This is a genomic window from Pseudidiomarina indica (assembly GCF_900104245.1).
GTDB classification, from domain to species: domain Bacteria; phylum Pseudomonadota; class Gammaproteobacteria; order Enterobacterales; family Alteromonadaceae; genus Pseudidiomarina; species Pseudidiomarina indica.
In genome coordinates this window covers 67,231-93,493 of sequence record NZ_FMXN01000005.1, presented here as the reverse complement: position 1 = coordinate 93,493, position 26,263 = coordinate 67,231, and the positions used below count along the sequence as shown (strand labels likewise).

28 protein-coding genes are annotated in these 26,263 nt (G+C 50.0%); 9 read left to right on the top strand and 19 right to left on the bottom strand.

The genetic code is table 11. The features are described 5' to 3' along the window. Positions 1-130: 130 nt before the first annotated feature. A complete protein-coding gene (gene sodB / locus BLP64_RS05680; RefSeq protein ID WP_092592639.1) occupies positions 131-712 on the top strand; it encodes a superoxide dismutase [Fe] in 582 nt (193 codons plus the stop codon). Positions 713-782: 70 nt separating this feature from the next. On the opposite strand, the gene fadR is transcribed toward sodB, so the two are convergent. Beyond that, positions 783-1,493 (bottom strand): fatty acid metabolism transcriptional regulator FadR, encoded by a 711-nt coding sequence (gene fadR / locus BLP64_RS05675; protein WP_092592637.1) that lies wholly within the window; start codon positions 1,491-1,493, stop codon positions 783-785. 192 nt (positions 1,494-1,685) lie between these two features. On the opposite strand from fadR, the gene dsbB reads away from it, so the two are divergent. Next, the gene (dsbB, locus tag BLP64_RS05670) at positions 1,686-2,207 is read left to right on the top strand and encodes a disulfide bond formation protein DsbB (protein ID WP_092592635.1); all 522 of its coding nucleotides are present in this window, start codon (positions 1,686-1,688) and stop codon (positions 2,205-2,207) included. Positions 2,208-2,215: 8 nt separating this feature from the next. Here the strand turns inward: dsbB and BLP64_RS05665 are convergent, their stop codons facing one another. From BLP64_RS05665 to BLP64_RS05620, 10 genes are all read right to left on the bottom strand, one after another. Next, on the bottom strand, positions 2,216-2,677 hold the full coding sequence (locus tag BLP64_RS05665) for a YcgN family cysteine cluster protein (RefSeq protein WP_092592633.1): 462 nt from the start codon (positions 2,675-2,677) through the stop codon (positions 2,216-2,218). Next, positions 2,678-3,325, bottom strand: a complete 648-nt coding sequence (locus BLP64_RS05660) for a fumarylacetoacetate hydrolase family protein (RefSeq protein ID WP_199286047.1) — start codon at positions 3,323-3,325, stop codon at positions 2,678-2,680. After that, complete coding sequence (locus BLP64_RS05655; RefSeq protein WP_092592629.1) at positions 3,322-4,335, bottom strand: lytic murein transglycosylase; 1,014 nt, start codon at positions 4,333-4,335, stop codon at positions 3,322-3,324. The genes BLP64_RS05660 and BLP64_RS05655 overlap by 4 nt, the downstream gene beginning before the upstream one ends. Then, positions 4,323-4,613, bottom strand: a complete 291-nt coding sequence (locus BLP64_RS05650; RefSeq protein WP_092592627.1) for a YcgL domain-containing protein — start codon at positions 4,611-4,613, stop codon at positions 4,323-4,325. The genes BLP64_RS05655 and BLP64_RS05650 overlap by 13 nt, the downstream gene beginning before the upstream one ends. 2 nt (positions 4,614-4,615) lie before the next feature. Then, positions 4,616-5,749: a ribonuclease D gene (gene rnd, locus BLP64_RS05645; RefSeq protein ID WP_092592625.1), complete on the bottom strand. Its 1,134-nt coding sequence runs from the start codon at positions 5,747-5,749 to the stop codon at positions 4,616-4,618. 3 nt (positions 5,750-5,752) lie between these two features. Further along, a complete protein-coding gene (fadD, locus tag BLP64_RS05640; protein WP_092592623.1) occupies positions 5,753-7,441 on the bottom strand; it encodes a long-chain-fatty-acid--CoA ligase FadD in 1,689 nt (562 codons plus the stop codon). A 78-nt stretch (positions 7,442-7,519) separates the two neighbouring features. Beyond that, positions 7,520-8,431, bottom strand: coding sequence for an alpha/beta fold hydrolase (locus BLP64_RS05635; RefSeq protein ID WP_092592621.1), 912 nt, complete (start codon positions 8,429-8,431; stop codon positions 7,520-7,522). 17 nt (positions 8,432-8,448) lie between these two features. Then, positions 8,449-9,018: a Slp family lipoprotein gene (locus BLP64_RS05630; RefSeq protein ID WP_092592619.1), complete on the bottom strand. Its 570-nt coding sequence runs from the start codon at positions 9,016-9,018 to the stop codon at positions 8,449-8,451. Positions 9,019-9,117: 99 nt separating this feature from the next. Beyond that, on the bottom strand, positions 9,118-9,822 hold the full coding sequence (tsaB, locus tag BLP64_RS05625; protein ID WP_092592617.1) for a tRNA (adenosine(37)-N6)-threonylcarbamoyltransferase complex dimerization subunit type 1 TsaB: 705 nt from the start codon (positions 9,820-9,822) through the stop codon (positions 9,118-9,120). Next, positions 9,819-11,744, bottom strand: a complete 1,926-nt coding sequence (locus BLP64_RS05620) for a DNA repair helicase YoaA (RefSeq protein WP_092592753.1) — start codon at positions 11,742-11,744, stop codon at positions 9,819-9,821. Before BLP64_RS05620 ends, tsaB begins: the two co-directional genes overlap by 4 nt. A 352-nt stretch (positions 11,745-12,096) precedes the next feature. On the opposite strand from BLP64_RS05620, the gene hisG reads away from it, so the two are divergent. The 7 genes from hisG to hisIE are packed head-to-tail and all read left to right on the top strand — an operon-like array spanning position 12,097 to position 18,634. Next, on the top strand, positions 12,097-13,005 hold the full coding sequence (gene hisG / locus BLP64_RS05615; protein WP_092592615.1) for an ATP phosphoribosyltransferase: 909 nt from the start codon (positions 12,097-12,099) through the stop codon (positions 13,003-13,005). A 5-nt stretch (positions 13,006-13,010) separates the two neighbouring features. Beyond that, positions 13,011-14,309 (top strand): histidinol dehydrogenase, encoded by a 1,299-nt coding sequence (hisD, locus tag BLP64_RS05610; RefSeq protein ID WP_092592613.1) that lies wholly within the window; start codon positions 13,011-13,013, stop codon positions 14,307-14,309. After that, positions 14,306-15,394 carry a histidinol-phosphate transaminase gene (hisC, locus tag BLP64_RS05605; RefSeq protein WP_092592611.1) on the top strand — a complete coding sequence of 363 codons (1,089 nt, stop codon included), beginning with the start codon at positions 14,306-14,308 and terminating at the stop codon, positions 15,392-15,394. The genes hisD and hisC overlap by 4 nt, the downstream gene beginning before the upstream one ends. Then, positions 15,391-16,476, top strand: coding sequence for a bifunctional histidinol-phosphatase/imidazoleglycerol-phosphate dehydratase HisB (hisB, locus tag BLP64_RS05600; RefSeq protein ID WP_092592609.1), 1,086 nt, complete (start codon positions 15,391-15,393; stop codon positions 16,474-16,476). The genes hisC and hisB overlap by 4 nt, the downstream gene beginning before the upstream one ends. 25 nt (positions 16,477-16,501) lie before the next feature. After that, complete coding sequence (gene hisA / locus BLP64_RS05595) at positions 16,502-17,251, top strand: 1-(5-phosphoribosyl)-5-[(5-phosphoribosylamino)methylideneamino]imidazole-4-carboxamide isomerase (protein ID WP_092592607.1); 750 nt, start codon at positions 16,502-16,504, stop codon at positions 17,249-17,251. Further along, complete coding sequence (gene hisF / locus BLP64_RS05590) at positions 17,221-17,994, top strand: imidazole glycerol phosphate synthase subunit HisF (RefSeq protein WP_092592605.1); 774 nt, start codon at positions 17,221-17,223, stop codon at positions 17,992-17,994. The genes hisA and hisF overlap by 31 nt, the downstream gene beginning before the upstream one ends. 22 nt (positions 17,995-18,016) lie before the next feature. Next, positions 18,017-18,634: a bifunctional phosphoribosyl-AMP cyclohydrolase/phosphoribosyl-ATP diphosphatase HisIE gene (hisIE, locus tag BLP64_RS05585; protein ID WP_092592603.1), complete on the top strand. Its 618-nt coding sequence runs from the start codon at positions 18,017-18,019 to the stop codon at positions 18,632-18,634. On the opposite strand, the gene BLP64_RS05580 is transcribed toward hisIE, so the two are convergent. The 8 genes from BLP64_RS05580 to BLP64_RS05545 form a co-directional block, all read right to left on the bottom strand. Further along, a complete protein-coding gene (locus BLP64_RS05580; protein ID WP_233340114.1) occupies positions 18,623-20,023 on the bottom strand; it encodes an MATE family efflux transporter in 1,401 nt (466 codons plus the stop codon). The two genes, hisIE and BLP64_RS05580, sit on opposite strands and share 12 nt — an antisense overlap. Positions 20,024-20,033: 10 nt before the next feature. Continuing rightward, positions 20,034-21,206: an aminotransferase class V-fold PLP-dependent enzyme gene (locus BLP64_RS05575; protein ID WP_092592601.1), complete on the bottom strand. Its 1,173-nt coding sequence runs from the start codon at positions 21,204-21,206 to the stop codon at positions 20,034-20,036. Beyond that, positions 21,203-22,006 (bottom strand): alpha/beta fold hydrolase, encoded by an 804-nt coding sequence (locus tag BLP64_RS05570; protein ID WP_233340113.1) that lies wholly within the window; start codon positions 22,004-22,006, stop codon positions 21,203-21,205. Before BLP64_RS05570 ends, BLP64_RS05575 begins: the two co-directional genes overlap by 4 nt. Next, the gene (locus BLP64_RS05565) at positions 22,003-22,407 is read right to left on the bottom strand and encodes an MAPEG family protein (RefSeq protein ID WP_092592599.1); all 405 of its coding nucleotides are present in this window, start codon (positions 22,405-22,407) and stop codon (positions 22,003-22,005) included. Before BLP64_RS05565 ends, BLP64_RS05570 begins: the two co-directional genes overlap by 4 nt. A gap of 90 nt (positions 22,408-22,497) precedes the next feature. After that, a complete protein-coding gene (gene adk, locus BLP64_RS05560) occupies positions 22,498-23,142 on the bottom strand; it encodes an adenylate kinase (RefSeq protein ID WP_092592597.1) in 645 nt (214 codons plus the stop codon). A gap of 156 nt (positions 23,143-23,298) precedes the next feature. Beyond that, positions 23,299-25,200 (bottom strand): molecular chaperone HtpG, encoded by a 1,902-nt coding sequence (gene htpG / locus BLP64_RS05555; protein ID WP_092592595.1) that lies wholly within the window; start codon positions 25,198-25,200, stop codon positions 23,299-23,301. A 115-nt stretch (positions 25,201-25,315) separates the two neighbouring features. Beyond that, on the bottom strand, positions 25,316-25,918 hold the full coding sequence (gene recR, locus BLP64_RS05550) for a recombination mediator RecR (protein ID WP_092592593.1): 603 nt from the start codon (positions 25,916-25,918) through the stop codon (positions 25,316-25,318). A gap of 13 nt (positions 25,919-25,931) precedes the next feature. After that, positions 25,932-26,261, bottom strand: a complete 330-nt coding sequence (locus BLP64_RS05545) for a YbaB/EbfC family nucleoid-associated protein (protein ID WP_092592591.1) — start codon at positions 26,259-26,261, stop codon at positions 25,932-25,934. Between the last annotated feature and the right edge of the window lie 2 nt (positions 26,262-26,263).

Here is a 26,263-nt window from a genome sequence, read left to right as displayed (position 1 = left end):
AACTGACGCCCTTGTTTTCTGGGATTTCGTCCCCATCTATAGATATGGTATTAGATTGTTGTGAATTCAATGGTATCCTATAAAGAATTCAAACAAGACATTCATTCATAATTTACAACGGAGAGTCGACATGGCATTCGAACTACCAGCATTACCTTATGAGAAAAATGCATTAGAACCACATATTTCTGCAGAGACCATTGAGTACCACTACGGCAAGCATCATCAGACCTACGTGACTAAGCTGAACGAGCTGGTGGCAGGAACTGAATTTGAAGGCAAGTCACTCGAAGACATCATCAAAACTTCAAACGGCGGCGTCTTCAACAACGCTGCTCAAGTTTGGAACCACACGTTTTACTGGCATTGCTTAAGCCCGAACGGTGGTGGTGAGCCAACAGGTACATTAGCTGATGCGATTAACGCTGCCTTTGGTTCTTTTGACAAGTTCAAAGCTGAGTTTAGCGCTCAAGCGGCAGGAAACTTCGGTTCCGGTTGGACATGGTTAGTGAAAAAAGCAGACGGTACTGTTGGCATTGTGAACACCAGCAATGCTGCGACACCATTAACGGATAGCACCGTCACCCCACTACTGACAGTCGACGTATGGGAACACGCCTACTACATCGATTATCGTAACGCACGTCCGAACTATTTAAATGCGTTCTGGAACTTAGTGAACTGGGAATTTGCAGCGAAAAACTTCGCTTAATTCACAGCCTTCATCAAAAAACCCGCTCACTCGAGCGGGTTTTTTATTTTTGGAATACCGTGTTATTTAATTATTCCACCAGATTTGCTGGAATATCACCCCGCATGCTGTGCCAGATTTGGCCCGATTCATAGCCATACTCACGAATTAACGTGACCACTTCTTCAGGTTTAGGGGCATTAGGCATGCGTTTTAAATCGGCATAAAATTTGCGTGCGCGGGCACGGGCAGCCGGGTTGGTAAAATAAAAATTACCGATCCGCGAATACAGCCCTTTGAAACCATTCAGCACCAACACATAAATTGGATTACCGGAGTTGAGCGCCAGCTCATGATTCAAGCGATAATCGTATTGGGTGAATGCTTCCGATGTGTCGTCAAGCTGCTCCGCTTCGGTCAACAATTCCAGCACTTTCTCAGGCGCATTCCGCAATGCTTGGCGAATATAAATGGCACTAATATTGGTACGCGCTGAAAGCAGTTGATCAACCAGCTCAGGCATTCCGTCTTCATCAAGACGGGCCAAGGTCTCAAGGATATTTAACCCTGAGGTTTCCCAGAAATTATTCACTCGGGTCGGCTTCCCGTGTTGAATGGTTAACCAACCATCACGCGCTAACCGCTGTAATACTTCCCGTAGCGTCGTGCGAGTCACGCCAATGAGCTCTGACAGCTCGCGTTCTGCAGGTAAAATTGTCCCTGGAGCGAAATGTCCGTTCCAGATTGATTTGACAATATATTCTTCGGCAAAACCGGCCGGACTTTGTGCCTTGATAATCATGTAATGGCCTGTCGTTTGAATTTGAAAATGTTGACTCAACGAGACAATGATGACTGTGATAGAGTTGTCTTGATTCTACCAGCCTTTTCAATGGTCGGACAAGTTTTGTAACCCAGGAAACAACGAACTTATCGACATTTTGGCAGTTCTCGGGTATCTTGCGAGGTAAAACAACAAAAGGTCAACACAGCGATGCTATTGTTTTTGGCTAAACTTCCGACCCAACGTCGAGCTTGGGCAGTTCTTACACTTTCCTGTTTTGCATTATTACTGACGGCCCTGTATTTTCAGTACCAATTAGGACTTGAGCCCTGTGTAAAATGCATTTATCAACGGACCGCAATCATTGCGCTTGGAGTTGCTGGATTCATTGGTTGGCTTGCTCCCCAGCGAATGCTTGCACGCCTGATTGGTTATGCTGGCTGGCTCACTGCGGCCATTTGGGGATGGCGCATTGCCGCCGAACACGTCGCCATGCAAAACGCCAAAAATTCATGGTTTATGGTATGCGACACCTTTCCTAACTTTCCTAGTTGGATGCCACTCCACCACTGGTTCCCTTCGTTATTCGCAGCACCAGGACAGTGTGGTGAAATTGATTGGTCATGGTTGGGCTTAAGCATGCCTGGCTGGATGCAAATTAACTTTGCTTTTTATACTCTTGCGGGCATTTTTATCATTTGTGCACGACTGCTGAAACTACGTCGTCTCTAACCGGTGAGTTAATCCACATCACGCAGTGGCCAAGTCACGATCCGCAGTTCGAGATCGTCGGCCACTTCGTCTTCACTTTCGACCCGTCCAGCCACACTCATGCCCGCTGCACGCATCGGCTCACGGTCGCCACCATGCAACAGGGGATGCCAAGAAGCCAGCCCTCGTCCTTCAGCCAAGCGACGGTAGGCACAACTGGTGGGTAAATAATCCAGTTCATGAATCATCTCAGGAGTAATCACTACGCAATCTGGCACCCACTGATGACGGTTTGCATAATCACTGCATTGACCGGTTTTCGTATTCAGCATGCGGCAGCTGACATCGGTGTAATGGACTGTTTCTTCAGCATCCTCGGCATCAATCAGCTTATGTAAACAGCACTTCCCACACCCATCACAAAGCTGCTCCCATTCACTGTGAGTCATTTCTTGTAAGGTTTTGGTCTGCCAAAATGCCTCTTGCACCATTTAGTCAGCCGCCTCAACCCGAGCCTGCCAATCCCATTGACGATCCGCATGGTGTAAACTTAATCGCAGTTCATCACCAAGCTGTAGCGCGGCAACACCGGCAGGAGTTCCGGTCAATACAACATCCCCCGGCACCAAGGTGAACTGCGCCGAGATATCAGCCAATAGATCGGCAATCGCAAATAGCATGTCGGCACTCGAGCCTTGTTGTCGCAATTCGCCATTCACGTGCAATGCGATAGTAAACGGTTGCGTAGCATCAAACTCAATCCGCTCAATCATCGGACCTAATACGCAGGAGCCATCAAACGCTTTGGCGCGTTCCCAGGGATGGCCTTGGGCTTTTAATTCACTCTGCAACTCGCGTAAGGTTAAATCCAACCCAACCCCATAGCCGGCAATGGCTTTGATTGCTTGTTCGGGAGTCGCGCGGCGTAACGGCATGCCAATGTATACCGCCAACTCAATTTCGTGTTGGCAGTCGCCATAGCTCGTCGGAATTCGAACCTCCGGCAAGCGAGTAATCGCTGACGGTGGCTTGATAAACAATAAGGGTTGGCTGGGCACTGGGTTGCTTAATTCAGCCGCGTGCTCCCGATAGTTACGCCCGACGCAAACTATTTTGCTTGGGGGTTGTAATCCCATCATTCAGACCTCGGAAAACGAATGCGATCGGATAAGTACCCCACCGCAGCAACAAAATAATGAGAACGATTCCAGCGCATCAAAGCGTCATAGTTGCTGTACGCCAAAAAGACCCGGCCTTCTTGATCATCAGGAATAACGATCGAGGCCACAATATCGTCCCGTTTCGGTAAGTCCGTGCCGTCATAGCTACGAACTCCCAAGGCTTGCCATTCAGCTAATGGCTTTTTAATTGTTAAGGACGCTTGAGCGCCATCAAAGCCTGGTGGTAATTGTACTTGACGTCCCCAAGTCACATCGTCACGCCAGCCCACAGACTTCAAATAATTGGCGGCGGAAGCGAATACATCGCCTTGGGAGCCCCAAATATCTTTGCGACCATCGCCATCATAATCCACGGCATAAGCCATAAAGGAACTTGGCATAAATTGCGCTTGACCCATGGCTCCGGCCCAAGACCCCTTCATTTGCTCAATTGGAATATGGCCCTCTTCCACGATGGTGAGCGCGTGCCAAAGTTCTTTTTTAAAGAACTCCTCGCGGCGACCCTCATAGGCCATAGTGGTTAGCGCTGAAATCACATCCATCCCTCCAGTAAAAGCGCCAAAGTTGGTTTCAATGCCCCACAACGCCACAATAAAACGTGGCTGCACACCGTATTCCTTACCAATTTTTTCCAGTAATTCACGATGCTGTTGATACATCTCAACGGCTTTCTTAGCTTTCCATTCAGGCACGGCACGTGGCAAATAAGTATCCAGCGTTAACTTAAATTCCGGCTGGTTGCGATCTGCTTTTACTGACCGTTGATAAAAAGTGACGTTCTCGAACGCCGTTGCCAGGGTTTCTTCTTTGTACCCTGCGGCTAAGGCTTCTTGTTTAATTTGTTCCACATACGCAGCAAAGCCAGCTTCCAATTCTGATGCTTCCGAGCCTTCAGATGCTTGCGCTGGAGCAGCTGCTCCAGCGCAGCCAATCATGATAATGGCCAACCAACGCGTTACGAGTGACATGATTTTGACTCCTGTTGCAGTTTTTTGTGCAGGTCTAACAGATTCTCTTGATGCAGCGGCATTTGCAAATAGTAGCCATCCTGTTCCAGCCGCGGCGTTAACTCCGTCACCGATAAGCGGGCAAGTCGACGCTCAGCTGTTAAGGCAATGGTCATGACATGGACGGGGGTTCCAAAAACGTCCCGTAATGGCTCAGGGACCCGAGTAAAGTCTGCCGGATGTGAAAGGTACAAATAGGTATCAGCCCGCCGAGGGCTACGATAAATCGCACACAACATGATTAACGATCTCGCTGTAAGAGGTCTTCTATCAATACTTTCAGCTTAGCGCCACGCCAGCTTCGATACAAGTCAGGGGCAACTAATTCTGCTTTCGCTCGGGACGGTACTTGCCACTCCCAGTGAATCACATCATTAATTTGGCGCCGTGAAGCAACCAACCCAGGGCTGATTCCAAGTTCAGTGGCGGTGTGTTGCACCCATTGCTTCATTTGTTGATAGGCTGCTTTATAGCCACTCATATCCGTCAGCCGCTGCAATGGTTCGGGCAGTTCTGTCGCCGCTAACCCCTGTTCAATCACAGCCAATAAGCGCTCTCCACCATAGCGAATGGTCACCGGGGACAAGTCTGGAATACTGCGTAATTGTGTAATGGACTGTGGGCAGCGGCGCGCCAGCTCCAATAACGTATGCTCTTTAGCGACAAAGCCCAGCGGAATATCGGAATATTGCGCCCGCTGTAAGCGCCATTGCAACAACTCGCGCAACACCGCTAACTGTTGCTGATTGCATTGCCACGCATTGCCGAAAAACAAATACAGCCAGTGGGCGGGAACCGATTCAGCCCGCCGCCTCACTTGTTCTTCACTTTCCGCTTGCACTAATGCCAATTTATCGGGGGATAGTTCCGCCAGTAATTGTGGATAAATCTCATAGAGGTAATGCACGTCCGCCGCCGCATAATCCAATTGCTCGGGCTTTAACGGCCGTTGCAACCAATCGGTCCGTGACTGCGATTTGTCCAATTCCACCTGGGTATATTGTTCCACCAACGCAGCATAGCCCAAGGCGTCACCACGCCCCGCGAAAGCAGCCGCAATTTGTGTGTCGATGATTGCGGTGGGGACCTCCCCCATCTGCTGGGCGAGGATTTCGTAATCTTCGCCGCCGGCGTGAATCACGATAGTCAGCGCAGGATCTTTCAGCAACTGCCAAAACGGCGTTAAATCGATATTAGCTAAAGGATCAATGAGTACCAGCGTGTTCTCTACCCGCACTTGCAGTAATCCTAGCCGTGCATAGTAGGTTCGTGTGCGGATAAATTCAGTATCTAATGCCAGATAAGAGAACTGCTGAGCATACTGACAAAAGGTCAGTAGCTCAGCTTGAGTGGTAATTACTTGGTAAGGGGTCATAAGTTAGTCGGCTTTACCCTCAATTTTCGCCATTTCTTCATCACGTAACTCGCGACGTAAGATTTTACCGACGTTAGTTTTCGGCAGCTCATCACGGAATTCAACTAATTTCGGCACTTTATAGCCGGTTAAGTTTTCCCGCGCGTATTGGATCAGCTCTTTTTCGGTCAGGCTGGCATCTTTGCGCACCACAAACAACTTCACTTGTTCACCCGAGGCGTCATGCGGAACTCCCACTGCCGCCACTTCCAACACTTTGGGGTGAGCTGCAATGACATCTTCAATTTCATTCGGGTAAACGTTGAAACCCGACACTAAAATCATGTCTTTTTTACGGTCAACGATGCGGAAAAAACCGTCACTGTCCATCACCCCAATGTCACCGGTCGCGAACCAGCCATCTTTCATCACTTGGGCGGTTTCGTCAGGACGATTTAGGTAACCCACCATAACCTGCGGACCTTTAACTTGCAGCTCGCCAGCCTCGCCTTGAGGCAATACTTCTCCAGTTTCCGTATCGACAACTCGAACATCTGTGGATGGTAAGGGAAGGCCAATGGTGCCGTTGTACTCTTCAATATCCGTCGGATTCACCGTCACCACCGGAGAACACTCTGTTAAACCATAACCTTCTAATAGCCGCGACTTCGTCACGCGCTGCCAGTTTTCAGCCACCGCGCGCTGCACCGCCATACCGCCGCCCAGCGCAATTTTTAAATGGCTAAAATCAAGATCTTTAAACCCTTCCGTGTTGAGCAGCCCGTTGAACAAGGTATTTACGCCAGCAATGATCGAGAATGGATACTTGCTGAGTTCCTTAACAAAACCCTTCATATCGCGCGGGTTGGTGATTAATAAGTTCTGCCCACCGTGCTTCAAGAAAGTGAGACAGTTCGCGGTAAGCGCGAAAATATGATACAGCGGTAATGCAGTCACCACGGTCTCTTCACCATCGTTGACTAATGGTGCCACCAATGCTGAAACCATTTCTAAGTTCGCCACCATATTCCGATGGGAAAGCATTGCCCCTTTCGCCAGCCCAGTGGTACCACCAGTATACTGCAAGAAGGCCAAGTCATCGCCCATAATTTCAGGTCGTTGATAGGAAAACTTTTCGCCTTGCTTAAGGCTCGCTCGGAACGAGGTTGTGTGTTGCAATTGATAGGCTGGCACCATCTTTTTCACATGCCGCACCACCGCATTCACCAGCCACCGTTTTGGCGCAGGTAACAAGTCACCAATCGCCGTCACAAAGACTTGTTCAACAGGAACGCAATCTTCCACCTTTTGCAATGTGTGAGCGAAGTTTTCCAAGATCACAATCGCTTTAACATTGGCGTCAACGAGTTGATGCTTCAATTCGCGGGGCGTATACAACGGGTTTACGTTCACAACCGTGAGCCCGGCTCGCAATGCGCCAAATAATGCCACCGGATATTGCAATAGGTTTGGCATCATGATGGCAAAGGCATCACCTTTTTTCAGTCCGCGTTGTTGCAGGAACGCAGCAAAATGGCGTGAAAGAACATCCAACTCATTGAATGTCATTTCCGTATCCATATTAATGAAAGCAACTTTGTCGCCATATTGTTGGATACTTTGCTCGAAAATATCCACTAAGGAATTGAAACGATCCGGATCAATGGTTTCCGGGACGCCGGTTGGATAACGTTTTAGCCAAATTTTATCCACGCGTTCTTGCTCCTTGCCTTTTACAATGTTTCATTGAGGTAAATAACGCACAATCATCGCATATCCGACCACTTTTGCCTAGCTAACTGAGTGACCGCACATCGGTAAAAATGCTCGGATAATCGCATGCGGCTGTTCCATATGCACATGATGTCCCCCTGTCAATTCAACTCGCTCTAAGTGTGGAACAAAATTTTGCCATTGCAATAGCGCTTGCTTAACTTCAATTTCGCCAGCCGAAGCAACCACGGTGGTAAACGGACACTGTATTTGTCGCAGAATATCTTCCACTTGCGCGGGGGTCATTCTTAGCGGCGAACGCACACGTAAATACCCGTCGGCCAAAAAGCGCCAGCCGCCTGCATCCGTTTCCGCAATCCCCCGTTCCACCAATAAGGCAGACAATTCACGCGTTAAATCGCCCGCAAGGGTTCGTGCTAACACGGCTTTATTCAAATCAGGGTAAATTGGGGCGCGTTTGAATTGCTGCTGCCAACGGCTCTGGAAACTTGCCTGTAGCTGAGCGACGGTGCGTTCGGCTGATTCAGTCAACATGCCAAAGGCTTCGATGGTCATCAAGGAACGGATTTGCTGCGGCATCACCGCCGCAACCATGGCCGTCACATAACCGCCCATCGAATGCCCGAGCAAACTAACGCTAGACCACTCTTGCTGCGTGATCACATGCCACACATCATACGCATAATCGATAAATGGATAAAAGTTACCAGCCGGACGATGATCGCTCTGACCATGCCCCGCGAAATCCAAGGCAATCAGAAAGTGGTCCTCAGCAAGTGGTGACTGTAAGAATTCTTCCGCCAACGGTAAGAAGCTAAAGGCGTTATCTAACCATCCGTGTAACGCCAAAATAGGGTGACCCTGCGGATTCCCCCACGCGAGCCCACGCAACGTTCCCCACGGGAGCTCAAACGCAACAGGCTCGGCGAAACGTCGAGCCTGTTGCAAATCCAAGGTTGATTTGTTCATGAATTAAGAAAACCTAGTTATTGTTTCGCCGCTTGACCACCGTCTTTCATGACCGGCGCTGGCACATAAATGGGCCGCGGGTAATTTGGATAGCTATACCAATAATGGCGATACCATAATGCATCATAATTTACTTCAACACGTGTGGGCTCTTTTCGTACTGGCCACAAATGTTTATTCGACGCATTGAGTACTGGGAATAAATAGGTGTATTCATCAATGGTCCCTGACTCAGGCTGACCAATCGTACCAATAAAGGTAATTTCTTTTCCTTGTTTATAGACAACTGGGTCGACAAAGCCGTTAAATTTTGCGCGGAAGCGGCCTTGGCTCTGATCACTCGGCTGCGGGCGGCCCCAGCTCTGTAAATCAAAATTAACGACTTCAATCACGGTGCCTTCATCGGAGTTACGCACATCGGCAATCACCCCACCCCACCGCGCTGGCTGTCCGACCACTTGCTCGGGATTTTCTAACGCAGCTTGATAAGAAACTAACGCTTTATCATCAGGTACCTGCAAATTATCAGGAACTGATGAACAGGCGACCAATGTAACCATTGCGAGTATAGGAATCATGTGCTTCATAAGGCGACCTCTTCGCGTGTTAAGCTTCGTTGCTAAATTCTTTATCTATAGCAGTTTGAGTGATTTTTAACGATGTAAGTTCCACAACTTTACGGGTTTTTAACCTCGTCCCGGCAGTTTTTGCCAAGCTACTTCGTTACGGACATAAAGCGGTTCTAGATCTGCCGCGGCAATCGGTTTGCCGTACGCCACCCCCCAGCGCAACAAATCCTCTGCTAAAGGTAACGTCACATCATCAAGAACGTGCACCTGCCCTTGCTGATTCAGCGGAGCTTCAGCCAGCTGCCAGCCCGTCCCAGCCCCCATCACCATTTGGGTAGGATCTAGTTCCGACCACCATGGCAGCGTGGTCAGGTCCACCAAACCGGCCATTTGCTCGGCGCACAAGGGGACGGCAAACCTCTGTTGTTGGCGATAAGCGGCCACATAAACTTCTTGCATTCGCGCATCAATCGCACTCACCACTTGCGGGGCATCGTGCAGTCGAATGGCTTGCTGGGCTAGTCCCGTTAAAGTACTGACGGGAATAATGGGTAAATTGTGACTAAAGGCCAGCCCTTGCGCAATGGCAACGCTAATCCGCACCCCGGTGAAACTCCCTGGCCCGTGCCCAACCACAATGGCTTCGACGTCCGCCAACGTGATGGCTAATTCAGTAAGAACTTCCTGGACCAAGCCCAAAATTAACTGCGAGTGTTCACGAGGCGCTAGCACCGCGCGAGTTGCCCACTGATCGGCTTTCTTTAATGCGACTGAGCACTGTTCAGTTGAGGTATCAATCGCTAAAACAACATTAAACGTCACTCTGGCTTCTCCAGTTGCGCTAAAAACTGCAAGGCGACTGTCAGGTCGCGGGTCCGCTGCATGGCGGGCAAGCTGCTCAGAAATACGCCACCATAAGGTTTGGTTACCAAACGATGGTCACAGACAATCAACACGCCTTGATCACTGGCATCACGGATCAGCCGCCCAGCGCCTTGCTTTAAGGCGATGATCGCTTGGGGTAATTGTACCTGAGCGAATGGGTCAACGCCACGCAAGCGACAGTCTTCGACCCGCGCTTGCAACAACGGTTCATCGGGGCTGGCAAACGGCAACTTATCAATCACGACACATCGTAACGCAGCCCCACGTACATCCACTCCTTCCCAAAACGATGACGTTCCCAGCAGCACCCCATTGCCAGCCGCAGTAAATTCCTCGAGTAAATCCCGTTTGCTACTGGTTCCTTGCACGAATAAGGGCTGTTCGATGCGTTCTGCCAACAGCGTCGCCACCTGTTGCAGCATTCGATGACTGGTAAATAAAACAAAGGTGCCTCCATGGCGATTATGGGTCACCACATCTTCAACCAAGTCGACCAATGCCTGTGTCATTTCAGCTTCATGAGGCTGCGGCAAGTAACGCGGCACACATAGCATCGCTTGCTCCGCAAAGTTGAACGGGCTTGCTAAGCACAAGGTGGTCGCTTCATATAGTCCCAATTGATCAGTAAAGTGATGAAAACTCTCACCCACTGCCAAGGTGGCTGACGTGAATACCCAGGCCATGCCACTGTCACGCACGTAATCCCCAAACTTCTCTGCCACGCTCAACGGGGTTTGGTGCAAGGTCGCCTGTCGTGTCGTCGTTTCAAACCAAAAGCTGTAGCCCGTACGATTCACTTCTTGCAATTGCTTCCACTTCGCTAATAGCTGCTGGCAGCGCGTATAGGCCTGGTCGAGATCTTGATGCCGCCCAAGGGCCGCTTTGCATACGTCACGCAGGAACTCTAACTGCTGTGCAATCAGCGCCGCCATTTGCGCCACTTCTTCGCGCTGGGCCATCGGGCGCCAATTGCCCCGCATGGGGTCACGGGGAAACACCAAACGCCAGTCTTGTAAACTAACTAGTAACTTACTGGCCGCAATTTCGAGTTGCCGTAAATCTTTGAGCTCGGTCAAATAGATTAACTTAATCTCATGAGCTAATTCTTGCAGCTGACGGCTTGAAACAGATTCGCCAAAATACTGGCTCGCAATATCTGGCAGCTGGTGGGCTTCGTCAAATACAATGGCATCAGCCTGAGGAATGAGCTCACCAAAGCCAACATTACGCAGCGCCATATCAGCGAAAAACAAATGATGATTCACGACCACCATATCGGCATCTAAGGCCCGTTGGCGAGCCTTGACCAAGTAGCAGGCATCATAGTCAGGACAATCTCGACCTAAACAGTTGTCCACCGTACTCGTTACAAACGGAATAATGGCAGCGTCTTCTGGCAGCACATTCATGGTACCGATATCCCCATCGGTGGTGCGCTGTGCCCATTGCCGCACTTCGACTAACTGCTGCTGCAAATCTCGCGCCAGCTCACCAGCTTGATTGAACGCTTGATTCATCCGATGCAAACATAAGTAATTCGCACGCCCTTTTAACAAAGCGACCTGTTTTTGAGGCGCTAAAGCATCCCGCAACGCAGGCAAATCTCGGTGATACAACTGCTCTTGCAGCGCTTTGGTGCCCGTCGAAATAATCACTTTTTTTTGCTGCACCAGCGTCGGAACCAAATACGCAAAGGTTTTACCAGTTCCCGTTTCAGCTTCGACCACCAGTTGTGAACGCTTGAGCATTGCCCGCTCTACCGCTTGTGCCATCGCAATTTGCGCATCTCGAGGTTGGAACCCTGGCAACGTCTGCGCTAACACGCCGTCCTTTTGAAATTGAGCAGTAACCTTTGACATCAACTTAAGTTTTAAGAAATGGTGGTGCCAATGTACCACAAAATCAGGAGGGGACGGTGTTTTGTCAGTTCCAGCCAAAAGCACACCTATACAACTTGATACAACAAATTGCAAAAGCCTTCAAAATAAAGGTTGATCGATAGCTTGCAATCTATACAATCTAAACCAATTCACGTTTCATTGATTGGTTGAGGTTATTTCATGTTCAGTTTACAGCAGCACCATCATCACCATCATCCTCCTTGTTAGCCCAGATCACTCTGAAGGCTAACACGTTATTTGTGGGCTGCCTTCTCCAAGATTTAAAACCCCGCGAGGCATCCCTTGCGGGGTTTTTATTTTGGAGTTATTCATGGTTGTTCAACAAAATTCATCGCGCTTAACCATCGCGATTCAAAAATCCGGACGCTTAAGCCAAGCATCCTTGGCCCTATTAGAAGCTTGCGGATTCCGTTTTAGTCTGCATGAAGCGAAGTTACTGGCGCATTGTCAAAATCAACCGGTGGATTTGCTACGAGTCCGCGATGACGATATTCCTGGACTCGTCATGGATGGGGTCGTTGACCTCGGGCTGGTCGGCGAAAATGTTTTGGAAGAGGTTCGACTCAAACGCCTTGCAACGCAACTCGAGGCTAAATTTAAGCTCTTGCGTTCTCTTGATTATGGGCAATGTCGCCTAGCCATTGCCTTGCCGAAAGAAGTGCCATATCAAGGGATTCAAGACTTAGTCGGCAAACGCATTGCAACCACTTATCCTTATTTGCTGCAGAATTACCTGCAACGGGTAGGCGTCGCAGCCAACACCGCGGTGTTAACCGGTAGTGTAGAAGTCGCTCCACGCGCAGGCCTGGCGGATGCTATTTGCGATCTGGTGTCGACCGGGGCCACCTTGGAAGCCAATGGTTTAGTGGAACGCGAAGTCATTTTCCGCTCGCAAGCACAACTGATTCAGCGAACAACCCCTTTATCCAGCGCTAAACAATCCATTATTGATCAACTGTTACCGCGCATTGATGGTGTGCAACAGGCACGTGAAAGCAAATACATTATGTTGCACGCGCCGATCGCTGCGTTAGAGCAAGTGATTGCCCTACTGCCCGGTGCTGAGCAACCCACCGTGTTACCCCTCAATCAACGGCAAGATATTGCAGCGATTCATGTGGTCAGCACCGAAAACTTATTTTGGGAAACCATGGAACAGCTCAAAAACCTTGGCTGCAGTTCCATTCTGGTAATGCCCATTGAAAAGATGATGGGGTAACTGACATGATAATCAATGATTGGTCCCAATTATCTGCTGCTGCCCAGCACGAATTATTACAACGCCCGCTACGACAAGATTCACCAACAGTTGAACAGGACGTTGCAGCTATCATTGCGGCTGTTGACAAGCAAGGCGATGCAGCCGTGTTGGAGTTCACCCAACGCTTTGATGGCGTGCGCTTAGACAGCCTCCGCTATTCGCCTGAACAAGTTGCTGCACAAGCCGCGAAAACCCCAGTTGCCGTGCAACAAGCCATTGATAGAGCCTACCAAAACATTCAACGGTTCCATCAAGCACAAACACCTCAATCCATTCGGGTCGAAACCACCCCCGGCGTATTCTGCGAACAACATTATGCGCCATTACAGGCGGTTGGCTTATATGTTCCTGGAGGTTCTGCCGTGCTCCCCTCCACAGCTCTCATGCTTGGCGTACCCGCGCAAATAGCGCTAAACCCTCGCCGTGTGTTAGTCAGTCCCCCCAATCCAACGGGAGAGCTTGAGCCTGCCTTAATGTATGCTGCCCAACGCTGTGGCATTACCGAAGTGTACCGTTGTGGGGGCGCGCAAGCGATTGCAGCACTCGCCTTAGGAACGGCAAGCATCGCACCGGTGCAAAAAATCTTCGGCCCGGGCAACCGCTACGTCACTGCCGCAAAACAGCAAGTTTCCCAGCGTCCCGATGGCCCGGTCATTGATATGCCTGCGGGTCCATCGGAATTGTTAATTATTGCGGATGAATCTGCACAGCCCGCATACATTGCCGCTGATTTGTTATCGCAAGCGGAACACGGAGCCGATTCGCAAGTGATCGTGATCAGCCCAAGCGCCGAATTGTTAGCAAAAGTAGGCGAACAGCTAGCACAACAAGTGCGCTCCTTACCGCGTGCAGCACTGGCCCGTCAGGCGTTGCAATATAGTCGGATGATTTGCACTGACTCTCTCCAGCAAGCGTGCTCAATTAGCCAACGCTATGCGCCGGAACATTTATCGCTCCAAGTTGAGGATCCTCAGGCGTTACTGCCCATGCTCACGGTGGCAGGTTCAATATTTATTGGGCACACCACCCCAGAAGCTGGGGGGGATTACGCCACGGGAACCAATCACGTGTTGCCCACCTATGGCTCGGCAAATCGGTACAGCAGCTTAGGCTTGTTGGACTTTTACCGCCGTTACACAACCCAAGAAGTAACCCTGGCGGGCTTACAGTCCCTCGCTCCCACGTTAATCACCTTAGCGCAAACGGAAGGGCTCGATGCGCATGCCCGTGCCGTCGCGATTCGTTTGGAGGACACCTTATGACCCTAGCTCAAACCTTGCAACGACGTCATCTGGCTCAAGTGACGCCCTATGCATCTGCGCGCCGCAGCATGACGCAAAATGGACTATGGCTGAATGCAAATGAGGCGCCAAACACTCCCAGCTCGATGGCTGCAGACGAGACCTTAAACCGCTACCCCTCCTTTCAAAGTAACGCACTCAATAGTGCGTACGCGGGCTATGCCGAAGTGCAACCTGAGCAAGTGCTTAGTTGCCGAGGCAGCGATGAAGCCATTGATTTGTTGATTCGGAGTTTCTGTGAGCCTGGTCAGGACGCCATTATGATCACCTCACCGACCTATGGCATGTATGCCATTAGCGCCCAAACACACGGTGCCCAAGTGATCGATGTGCCGTTACAACCGGCTCAAGAGGGCCGCATGGAATTAGATATTGCGGCAATGGAAACAGCGCTGAAACAGCATTCCGTCAAACTTATTTTTGTTTGTAATCCATCGAATCCGCTCGGTAGCTGTGTATCCCTTACGGCAATCCGAGCACTCTTGAAAACGGTGGGCGAGGAAGCAATCGTCATTATCGATGAGGCCTATATCGAATATGCTGCGGCCAGTACGGCACAACCACTCAATGCCACCACCCAGTGGTTAGCGGATTACCCCCAACTTGTTATTTTAAGAACCCTGTCCAAAGCCTTCGGGCTGGCAGCGATTCGCTGTGGCTTTGCGCTAGCCGACCCGAGCATCCTCGAGGTGCTTAGCAAAGTGATGGCGCCCTATCCGTTACCACAACCAACCATTGATCGGGCGTGCACTGCGCTCTCTGCAACTGGAGTGGCGGCCATGCAACTCGCCGTTGCAACAACGGTGCAATTACGTCAGAGCGTGAGCACCGCGCTTGCCACAAAGCCATGGGTCCTCCGCAGTTGGCCATCGGTCACCAATTTTATTTTATTGCAGGTCGAAAACGCTGAACAAATAGTCGCTCAGTGCGCACAACAAGGTGTCCTGATCCGTAATCAATCACAACAATTTAAGGGGATTCAAGCGGTGCGGATTAGCATCGGGAGCCCCTCAGAAATGCAACGTTTACTGGAGGTTTTATCATGAGAGTCACACCCGCACAGCCCATTTTATTTATCGACCGAGATGGCACCTTGGTGGCTGAACCCCCAGTAGATAAACAGCTCGATTGCCTCAGCAAGTTTGAACTGGAGCCGGGAGTAATTCCCGCCTTATTAGCATTGCAACAGCACGGCTATCGTTTGGTCATGGTCAGCAATCAAGATGGGTTAGGTACTGCTAGTTTCCCCCAGGAAGATTTTGACGCCCCCCACCAATTGCTCATGGAAATCCTTTCCTCCCAGGGAATTGTCTTTGATGAGGTGTTGATTTGCCCTCATTTCGAGCATGAGCAATGCGCCTGCCGTAAACCAAGACTCGGACTGGTAAAAGACTACCTGCGACAAGGCCGTATTGATTTCACCAACTCCTATGTGATTGGAGATCGTCCAACGGATATTGAGCTTGCGGAAAATATGGGGCTTCCAGGGATTCTGTATGAACGCCAACAGTGTCACTGGCAGTGGATTAGTGACCTATTAACCAAACGCCCTCGGACAGCCACTGTCGTGCGCGAAACCAGCGAGACGCAAATTGAAATCACGGTCAATTTAGATCAATCGCAGCCAGTAGCCATCCAAACTGGATTGGGATTCTTTGACCATATGCTGTCTCAAATCGCAACCCACGCTGGATTTTCTTTACAGCTAAAAGTCCAAGGGGATTTAGCAGTGGACGAGCATCACACCATTGAAGATACCGCGCTGGCCCTCGGTCAAGCATTACGCCAAGCCTTAGGGAATAAACGGGGCATTGGCCGCTTCGGCTTTGCGCTCCCCATGGATGAATGCCGCGCAGAATGCCTCATTGATTTATCAGGTCGCCCTTTCCTGCAATGGCAGGCCCATTTCAGTCGCGAGCAAGTCGGTGATTTACCCACCGAAATGGTTTCCCATTTTTTCCGCTCGCTGACCGATGCCATGGCTATCACCTTGCACCTGAGCACCAGCGAAGGGAACGCTCACCATCAGGTGGAAAGCCTCTTTAAAGTCTTTGGCCGCGCCTTACGCCCGGCTTTAACCCGCGATTCTGAGATGGTCCTGCCATCCACGAAAGGAGTACTCGCATGATCATCATGATTCAGGGGGCAAAAACATGTTAATTCCCGCTCTTGATCTCATCAACGGCCAAGTGGTTCGCCTGCAGCAAGGCGACTTCAACCGCCAAACAACCTACTCGGCAACGCCGCACGAGTGCGCATTAGCCTACGAAGATGAGGGGGCGCAATATCTCCACCTCGTCGATCTGGATGGCGCTCGAGGTCCCAACCAGCGGCAGTTAACGGTGATTCGACAAATCGTACAAGCCACATCCCTACCGATCCAGGTGGGAGGTGGCATTCGAACTGCCGAGGATATTGAGCAATTACTTGAACTCGGTGTCCAAAGGGTGGTGATTGGTTCCGTGGCCGTCACTCAGCCTCAGCACGTTCAGCAATGGCTCCGTACCTATGGCCCGAATGCCATTGTGGTTGCCATTGATGGAAAATTAGCAGCCGATGGTACGTTCAGGGCCGCAACGCACGGCTGGCACCAAACTTCCTCGCTGACCCTCAATGAGGTGCTCGACGAATTACTCCCGGCTGGATTACGCCATCTGTTATGCACCGATATTGAGCGTGATGGCATGTTGACGGGCCCGAATCTGACGCTTTACCAACAATTGAAACAACGCTATCCCACACTGAAGCTACAAGGGTCTGGTGGGATTGCGAGTTTAGCTGACTTCACTGCTTTACGAGCAATCGCGTGTGATTCTGTTATCTTAGGAAAAGCATTACTGAACGGTAAATTCACCTTGAAGGAGGCATTGGCATGCTGGCAAAACGAATCATCCCTTGTTTAGATGTGCGTGACGGACAGGTGGTCAAAGGCGTTCAATTTCGTAACCACGAAATTATTGGGGCCATTGAGCCCCTCGCTGAACGCTACGCCCAAGCTGGAGCAGATGAATTAGTCCTATACGATATTACCGCCGCAGCCAATGGCCAATTGGTCGACCGCCAATGGGTGAAACGGATTGCGCAAATGTTAACGATCCCTTTCACCGTGGCGGGTGGGATTAGTTCGCGCGAGCAAGCCCAATCCATCTTAGCCATGGGCGCTGATAAAGTATCGATCAATTCCCCGGCACTAGCCAACCCTGAGCTGATCAATCAGTTGGTTGATGAGTTTGGTTCCCAACGCGTGGTGGTTGGCATTGACAGTTTCTACAATCCCGAGACCCATCAATACGAAGTTTATCAATATACTGGCGATGAACAGCGTACTCGGAAAACCAACTGGACCACTCCGGAGTGGGTCGCAGAGGTGATTGCCCGAGGGGCCGGAGAAATTGTCCTGAATTGTATGAATCAAGATGGTGTTCGACGCGGCTATGACATTGAGCAGTTGCACCAAATTCGTCAGCTCTGCTCAGTGCCTCTCATCGCTTCGGGGGGCGCTGGCTGTATTGACCACTTTGTTGAGGTATTCCAGCAGACAAATGTTGACGGGGCCCTCGCTGCCTCAGTGTTTCACAAAGAAATTGTGACCGTCCCCGCCATCAAACAGGCGCTGCAACAAGCGCAAATTCCGGTACGGTTTTAAGGCATCGCAGCAAGGTCAAACTATGCAAGTTTCATTAGAGAATTATTTACAAATTAACTTTGATAAAGGGGATGGGCTTGTTCCTGCCATCGTACAACACGCATACAATGGTGAAGTGCTGATGCAAGGTTACATGAATCAAGAAGCGTTACTCGCCACCTTGACGCAGGCCCAGGCCTATTTCTATAGCCGCAGTAAACAACGATTATGGCGCAAAGGGGAAACATCCAACCACGTGCTGCACGTTCAAAGTATCCATACCGATTGTGACCAAGACAGTCTGCTGGTGATGGCGCTACCAGCGGGCCCCACCTGCCACTTAGATCGGCGAAGCTGCTTTGCGAGTCAACGCGCAAGCCCCTTACTGGTGCAATTGATGGATACCATTCATGCACGACAGCAAGAGGCCAACCCCAATAGCTACACCGTGCAGTTGTTGCAACAAGGCGTTGCGCGGGTGGCGCAAAAGGTGGGGGAAGAAGGCGTGGAAGTGGCTCTTGCCGCCGTCAGTGGTGACAACAGCCAACTTCTCAATGAAAGCGCTGACCTGCTTTATCATCTTTTGGTCCTGCTGGCCGCTCGCGATGTGCACCTGAATGAGGTATTGCTCACCTTAGCCAAGCGGCAATCAGCTGCTTGACCCGGCCGCGGTTTCAGCAAATTGACGTTCATGAGCAAGACGGTAGCGGCGACTCACAATACGGAGTCGCCATGCCAATAGAACGGCTGCCACCGACAACCCAGCAATAAAACCGATCCACATGCCGCGTGCGCCCAACCCTGCCACTAACCAATCGGTCCGTGACAAGATAACCCCGAGCGTTAAACCAAACGGCCAATAGGACAAGAAGGTAATAAACATCACTGCTTTGGTGTCCTTGTATCCACGCAACGTTCCCATCGCAACCGCTTGGAAGGTATCTGATAACGTAAAAATTGCTGCCAAGCCCATTAATGCTGCGGCCAGTTGAATCACCGTCTGATCATCTGTATACAGACCAGCCAGCCATGCGCCAGCAAGGTACATGATTAATCCGTTAATGGCCGCAAAAGTCATGCCAAAAATAGTCGCAATTTTATAGCTAAGCATGGCATTGGCCGGGTTCCCTGCCCCAAGCGCAAAGCCCACCCGCAAGGTCACAGCCATGGATAAGCTCAAGGGCACCATATACACCAATGACGATATATTCAGAGCAATTTGATGACTTGCTACCACCACTGCTCCCAACGGTGCAATCACCAGTGCTGCGGCAGCAAATAAACTCACTTCAAAGAACATCGCTGTTGCAATGGGGGCACCAAGGCGAATCACATAAAAAATATCGTCCCAATTGGGGGAATGGAATTGTTTAAACACGCGCACCTGTTCAAAACGTTTGGTACAAGTAACATAAGTTACCATCGCAATTGCCATCACCCAAAACACAATGGCTGTAGCTAACCCACAGCCTGCTCCACCTAGTTTTGGCATGCCGTACAAGCCATTGATAAAGATGTAGTTAACTGGGATATTGACCAACAAACCGATCACCCCAATCACTAGCGATGGCACAGTAAAGGATAACCCTTCGCAGTAGTTCCGTAACACCATGTAAACGACCAGTGCTGGAATACCAAAACTCACGTAAAACAAATAATCGAGAGTAATCGTACGAAATTCAGGTTCCACCGCCATTGCATTTAATATCAACGGTGCGCATTGAATGATGACAAAGCACAACACGCCACCAATCACTGCTGCATAGAGCCCTTGCTGAACCATGTTGGCAACCTTATGACGTTGGTTGCCACCATCAAAATGAGAAATAATCGGTGCCAGCGCCAAGGCGAGCCCTAAAATCAATAATGTGGAGGGCACCCAGATACTGCCCCCCACCGATACCGCTGCAAGGTCGGTCGAACTCACACGTCCTGCCATTAAAGTGTCTACCACGCTCATTAATACTTGGGTTAATTGCGCGATCAAAATAGGGCCAGTGAGCCGAGCCAGTTTTTTCGACTCACCCCACCAATGATTGGGTTGTTGCACGTCTGTACTCCTAATCTGAGCTAAATAACGCCCAGCCAGCGTCCAAGGTTTGTAGTAATCGTTGAATGTGTGCCTCAGTATTATAAATACCAAGAGAAACTCTGACGACTGCCGGTAATTGCCAATGTTGTAGAAAAAGTTGCGCACAGTGGTGCCCTGCTCGCACCGCAATATCGTGCTGATCTAACCAGATAGCGATATCCTGCGCATGAAACTCGGTACTGTAAAATGCCACCGTTGGGGTGGCGTTCTCACCACTGGGCAACACAGTTAGCCAAGGGCGTTGTTGTAATTCATGCACTAACAGCGACCGTAACTGTTGTAGCTGCGTAAAATCTTGAGTCGTTAACCATTGCACCGCGGTTGCCGCGGCAACGATTGCAACGGTATTGGGGCTGCCCGCTTCAAATCGCTGGACGCCATCGATGAAACTTGCCGACAACGGACTTACCTGTTCAACAATGCCGCCTCCCACGACCATCGGTGGAAGCTGCGCCAACAACCGCTCACTCAGATACAAAGGCGCACAACCGGTCATCCCATAGGCTTTGTGAGCACTCAAGACCAGTGCATCACAACCTAACTCAGTAACTCGCAGCGGCACATGCGCAGCTGCTTGAGCTGCGTCGACAATCGTCCAGGCTCCTAACTGCTGTGCCCGTTGTAATAATGGCTGTACTGCAAAGACAGCACCCGTCACATTGCTTGCCAAGCTCACCGAAACGACTTTCGTACGCTCGCTCAGCAGGTGCTCCCAAGCCCCCAGTGCCCCCGTTACCGGGTCGATCTCGATATATTTTAACTGCAACTGATAGCGTTGTGCGAGTCGCTGCCAAGGGAGAATATTGGCATGATGCTCGGCCCAACTTAGCACGATTTCATCACCAGCTTGCCAAGTGACAGGCAGATGATCTGCCAACTGATTAAGTGCCGCTGTGGTCGATGCTTGCAACGTCACTTGCGCTGCTGGAGCGCCCATGAATATCGCTAGTTGCTCCCGTGCTTGTTCGAGTGCTTGCGTTGCTAATCGCCCCAGTCGATGGCTACCGCGATGAACATTCCCATGCAACTGTTGGTAATAATGCTGCACCGCCTCCAGAACCACATCCGGCACGTGACAGGTGGCGGCGCTATCTAAGTAGATTAAGTCGGGATAGTGACGAAAAATAGCAAACTGACTCATGCCACCTCAATGACTTGATGCATTAAGAATTGCACAATTTCAGGGTTCACCAAATGCGGGTGAGTCACTGGCCCCATATGTCCGCATGCCAATTCTTTTGCTTGAGCATGTGGCAAGACACCAAGTAAATACTGCGCGACTTGACGAGCACTCGCTTGGGTCTCTTTACCTTGCAGCAACAAGACAGGAACATTCACCAAACGATAGTCAGTGAGCTTATGAGGCTCCCCCATGAGGGCAGCGAAATCACGCGTGACTTTACTTGCCTGCTGCAACATCACAGCTTGCATGCCCTCAGGCAACGACTCGAAAAAGCCGGGGTGATTCCAATAGTCAACAAAAGCCGCCGTTGCCGTCCGCTGCTCAAACTGCTCCATTTGTGTCGCAATGTTCTCAATTTCTAGCCGCGCTGCCTCATTGGCTTCCAGCACATGAAATGCTACAGGTTCAAAGGCCACCAAAGCTTTCACGGCAAACGGTTGTTCCAAAGCAATTTTTAGTGCCAGAGCGCCCCCATAGGAGTGCCCCACCAGCGTCACCTCTTGCTGCCAACCAACCGCCTCTACTGCCTCAAGAATACGTGGCATTTCATCGGCAAAACGAAACCCTTCTGGTTCAATATGATTGGCATCAGGGGCTTTACCATACCCCAGCAAATCGATGGCTAAAATATCAAAATCATCTTGAATTTGTTGCACCAGACCACGCCACTGACTGCTCGTACTTTGTGAGCTATGCAGCAGGAGTAAGGGTGGTTGTTCGGGGGTGCCAAAACGATACACTCCAGCTAAATTCATCATAAAATAGCACCAAAATAAGCACCAATGGCGTACCCTGCTTGCACTAACAGAACCGCCATGGTTGCAAGAGTTCCCAACATTCGTCCGGCTGATTTACCCGCTGATTGCGTTAAACCAATACCATGAATCAGGCGACCAATGAGTAACACCAGTCCTAACGTGTGTAACAAGGGGGCTGCCGCTCCGTGCCACTCCATTAGCGCCAGTAACACTAATGCCATGGGAACATACTCGACGAAGTTTCCCTGAATGCGAATTGCTGCCGCCAGCCGTATGGACTGGCCGCTCCCTAAACCGACTTGCTCTTGCAAGCGAAGGCGTACCACGTTTAATGACCAAACAATCAGTAATACGGCCAACAACCCAGCGTATAACAACGTAATGTTTAATGACGCAGCCATGATGGTTATCCTTAATGATAGTGACTGAACAATGGAAGCAAAAAACCCACTCAAGGTGGGTTTTGTCCTGCATTGATGTACCGCAACGAGTTATTGTAATAACTGTTGAAGCTCACTACTGATCACTTCAACTTCTCTCGTTCCATCAATGTTGTGAAACTGCACCTGACCTTGCTCTGCTAGTTTACGATAATAAGTGACTAATGGCTCGGTTTGTTCATGATAAATTGCCAGCCGTTTACGAACCGTCGCTTCTTTGTCGTCATCACGAACCACCAGCGCTTCACCCGTGACATCATCGACATCGGCAACCCGTGGTGGGTTGTAGGTCACATGGTAAACACGCCCTGAACCCGGATGCACACGGCGCCCTGCCATCCGTTCAACGATGACTTCATCAGGCACATCAAATTCCAGCACGAAATCGACCATGATGCCTGCTGCATGCATGCCATCAGCCTGCGGAATCGTTCGAGGAAACCCATCCAGTAAGAAGCCATTCTGACAATCCGGTTGTGCAATCCGTTCTTTGACCAAGCCAATCATGATGTCATCAGACACTAACCTGCCTGCATCCATCACCGCCTTGGCTTGTTTACCTAACTCGGTGCCTTCCTTGATTGCAGCTCGTAACATGTCTCCGGTTGAGATTTGTGGAATCCCAAAAGTTTTCATCAAGAACTGCGCTTGTGTACCTTTCCCTGCGCCAGGCGCGCCCAACAGGATTATGCGCATGAACAACCTCTTTTACTGAATTTGTTTGGATACGGATGAGATAAAGTCGAACTTTACCTTGCGCAGCGTGCATTGACAAGTCCGAGCATTGCCGACATGCGTCGAACAATGCTCTCCTTGATGCCAACGGCTGTTTTTTTATACCACCCGTCAAACTTATGCGGTTGCGTCTGCAGTCAGTTCCAACATCAGTTTATTCACCCGCGCCACAAATTTTGCAGGGTCCTTCAAACTGCCTCGCTCAGCCAAGGTGGCTTGATCCAACAAAATTTGAGCCCATTCCGCAAAACGTTGTTCATCGTTCACTGCAACCACTCGCTGCACTAGCGTATGTCCTGGATTAATTTCAAAGATGTATTTGGTTTCCGGAACTTTTTGACCTGCCGCTTCCATCAGTTTCGCCATTTGCGTGCTCATATCATTCTCATCCGTCACGATGCACGCAGGTGAATCGGTTAAGCGATGGGTCACTCGAACCAACTTCACTTGCTCTCCAAGTGCACTTTCAAAGCGTTTCAAGTGGTCTTTAAATGCTTCTTCCACTTTCTCTTGCTGCTCTTTATCTTCGGCATCTGCTAATTCGCCAAGATCCAAATCGCCGCGTGTTACTGACTGGAACGCTTTATCTTTGTAGTCGATCACATGGCTCATTAACCATTCATCGATGCGCTCAGACAGGAGTAAGACTTCGATGCCCTTTTTACGCAGGATTTCAAGCGCTGGGTTATCGCGTGCCGCTTCATAAGAATCGGCCACAATATAATAGATTTTCTCTTGCTTCTCCGGCATTCTCGCCACGTAATCGTCCAAGCTAACTTTCGCTACAGGGGTATCTTCGTGGGTTGACGCAAAACGGAGTAAACTCAAAATCGTCTCTTGGTTCGCGTGATCTTCCGCCGGACCTTCTTTCAGCACAGTGCCAAAGGTATCCCAAAATGTTTGATAGGTTTCAGGATCATCTTTCGCGAGCTTTTTCAGCATCGACAACACACGTTTGGTGCTGCCAGTGCGCATGGAGCGCGTAATTTTATTATCCTGTAAAATCTCCCGCGATACGTTTAACGGCAAATCTGCGGAGTCCATTAAGCCACGAACAAAGCGAAGATAACTCGGCATAAGCTGTTTCGCGTCATCCATAATGAAAACCCGCTTCACATACAGTTTGATGCCGTTTTGTTGATCACGATTCCATAAATCCCACGGCGCTCGCTTCGGAATATAAAGTAAACTGGTGTACTCCGACGTGCCTTCTACCTTGTTATGGCTCCATAGCAAGGGGTCTTCAAAATCGTGCGCGATGGTCTTATAGAATTCTTTGTATTCGTCATCAGTAATCTCTGATTTATCGCGCGTCCACAAGGCTTGGCCAGAGTTGACCGCTTCCCAACCCTCAAGCTGCTCATCGTCACCCCGCTTCGGCATCTGTACTGGAATGCTCAAGTGGTCGGAGTATTTCGTAATGATGCTTCTTAAACGCCATTCATCTAAAAACTCTTTGGCATCATCACGCAACGTCAAAATAATATCAGTCCCGCGATTGGATTTTTCGATATCGCGAATGGTGAATTCACCTTCCCCTTGAGAGGACCATTCAACTGCCTCGTGGGCTTCGCTGCCGGCAGCACGGCTTCGAACGGTCACCGTTTCTGCAACGATAAATGCGGAGTAAAAACCAACCCCGAATTGACCGATAAGGTGGCTATCTTTCACTTGATCGCCCGACAAACGACTAAAGAAATCGGCCGTCCCCGACTTTGCGATGGTTCCTAAATGAGTGATGGCTTCATCTCGCGTCATCCCAATACCATTATCACTAATGGTTAAAGTACCCGCTTCTTTATTGGCACTGACTCGCACATAAAGCTCTGTGTCACTGCTCAATAACTCGCTATTGCTCAAGGCATTGAAGCGTAATTTATCAGCAGCATCCGATGCGTTCGAAACCAGCTCGCGTAAAAAGATTTCTTTATTGGAATATAAGGAGTGAATCATGAGATGAAGTAATTGCTTCACCTCGGTTTGAAAGCCATGAGTTTCGGTCTGACGAGCGTCCGCCATGATGTATTCTCCTACACGATAGCTAAATGATTTTATTATTGAATTTTCGATAGAAGAAAGATGGGGGCGAGACGAGTAATTTCAAGCGTAAAAAAAAGAAATTAGCAGCCGTAAGTTAATCGATCAGCTTACGGCCACTGAATGCGTGCCCCAAGGTGGCTTGATCCACAAATTCAAGCTCTCCTCCAACAGGAACACCATGGGCAATTCGTGATGTTTTAATGCCACGGGAACGAGCTAAATCAGCAATATAATGTGCCGTTGCTTCGCCCTCGACCGTGGGGTTCGTGGCCAGGATAATTTCATGCAGTCCATCTTGATGAAGCCGCTGTGCCAGCACATCTAAGCCAATATCTTCAGGGCCGATGCCATCCAACGGAGACAAATGCCCCATCAGGACAAAGTAGCACCCTTGATATTGCCCAGTTTGCTCAATCGCCATCACGTCGGCTGGCGTCTCCACCACACAGAGTAAGCCGCTATCACGGCGCTTCGGATTGGCACAAATCGTACAAATCGAGCTCTCCGTCAGAGTTCGACATTGTTCACAGTGCCCCACCCGCTCCACGGCTGTTGTTAACGCATGAGCAAGCCGCATGGCCCCTTCACGCTGACGTTCCAAGAGTTGGAACGTCATGCGCTGAGCAGTTTTAGCGCCAACCCCCGGCAATAACCGCAGGGCATGAATCAGCTCTTGAATTGCAGGACTAAGTTGCATCGACATGTGTGCCTTAGAATGGCATCTTGAAGCCCGGTGGTAAATTCATGCCGCCGGTCACTTCCGCCATTTTCTCACGGGAGGTTTGCTCAACACGGCGAACCGCATCGTTGATAGCAGCAGCCACCAAGTCTTCAATCATTTCAGCATCATCATCACCGAATAAGCTTGGGTCAATCGCCACACGACGCACATTATGATTGCCCATCATGGTGACTTTGACTAATCCGGCTCCGGCTTCACCAACCACCTCGAGGTTCGCGATTTCCGCCTGCACTTTTTGCATCCGCTCTTGCATTTGCTGTGCCTGCTTCATCATGTTACCTAAACCACCTTTAAACATAA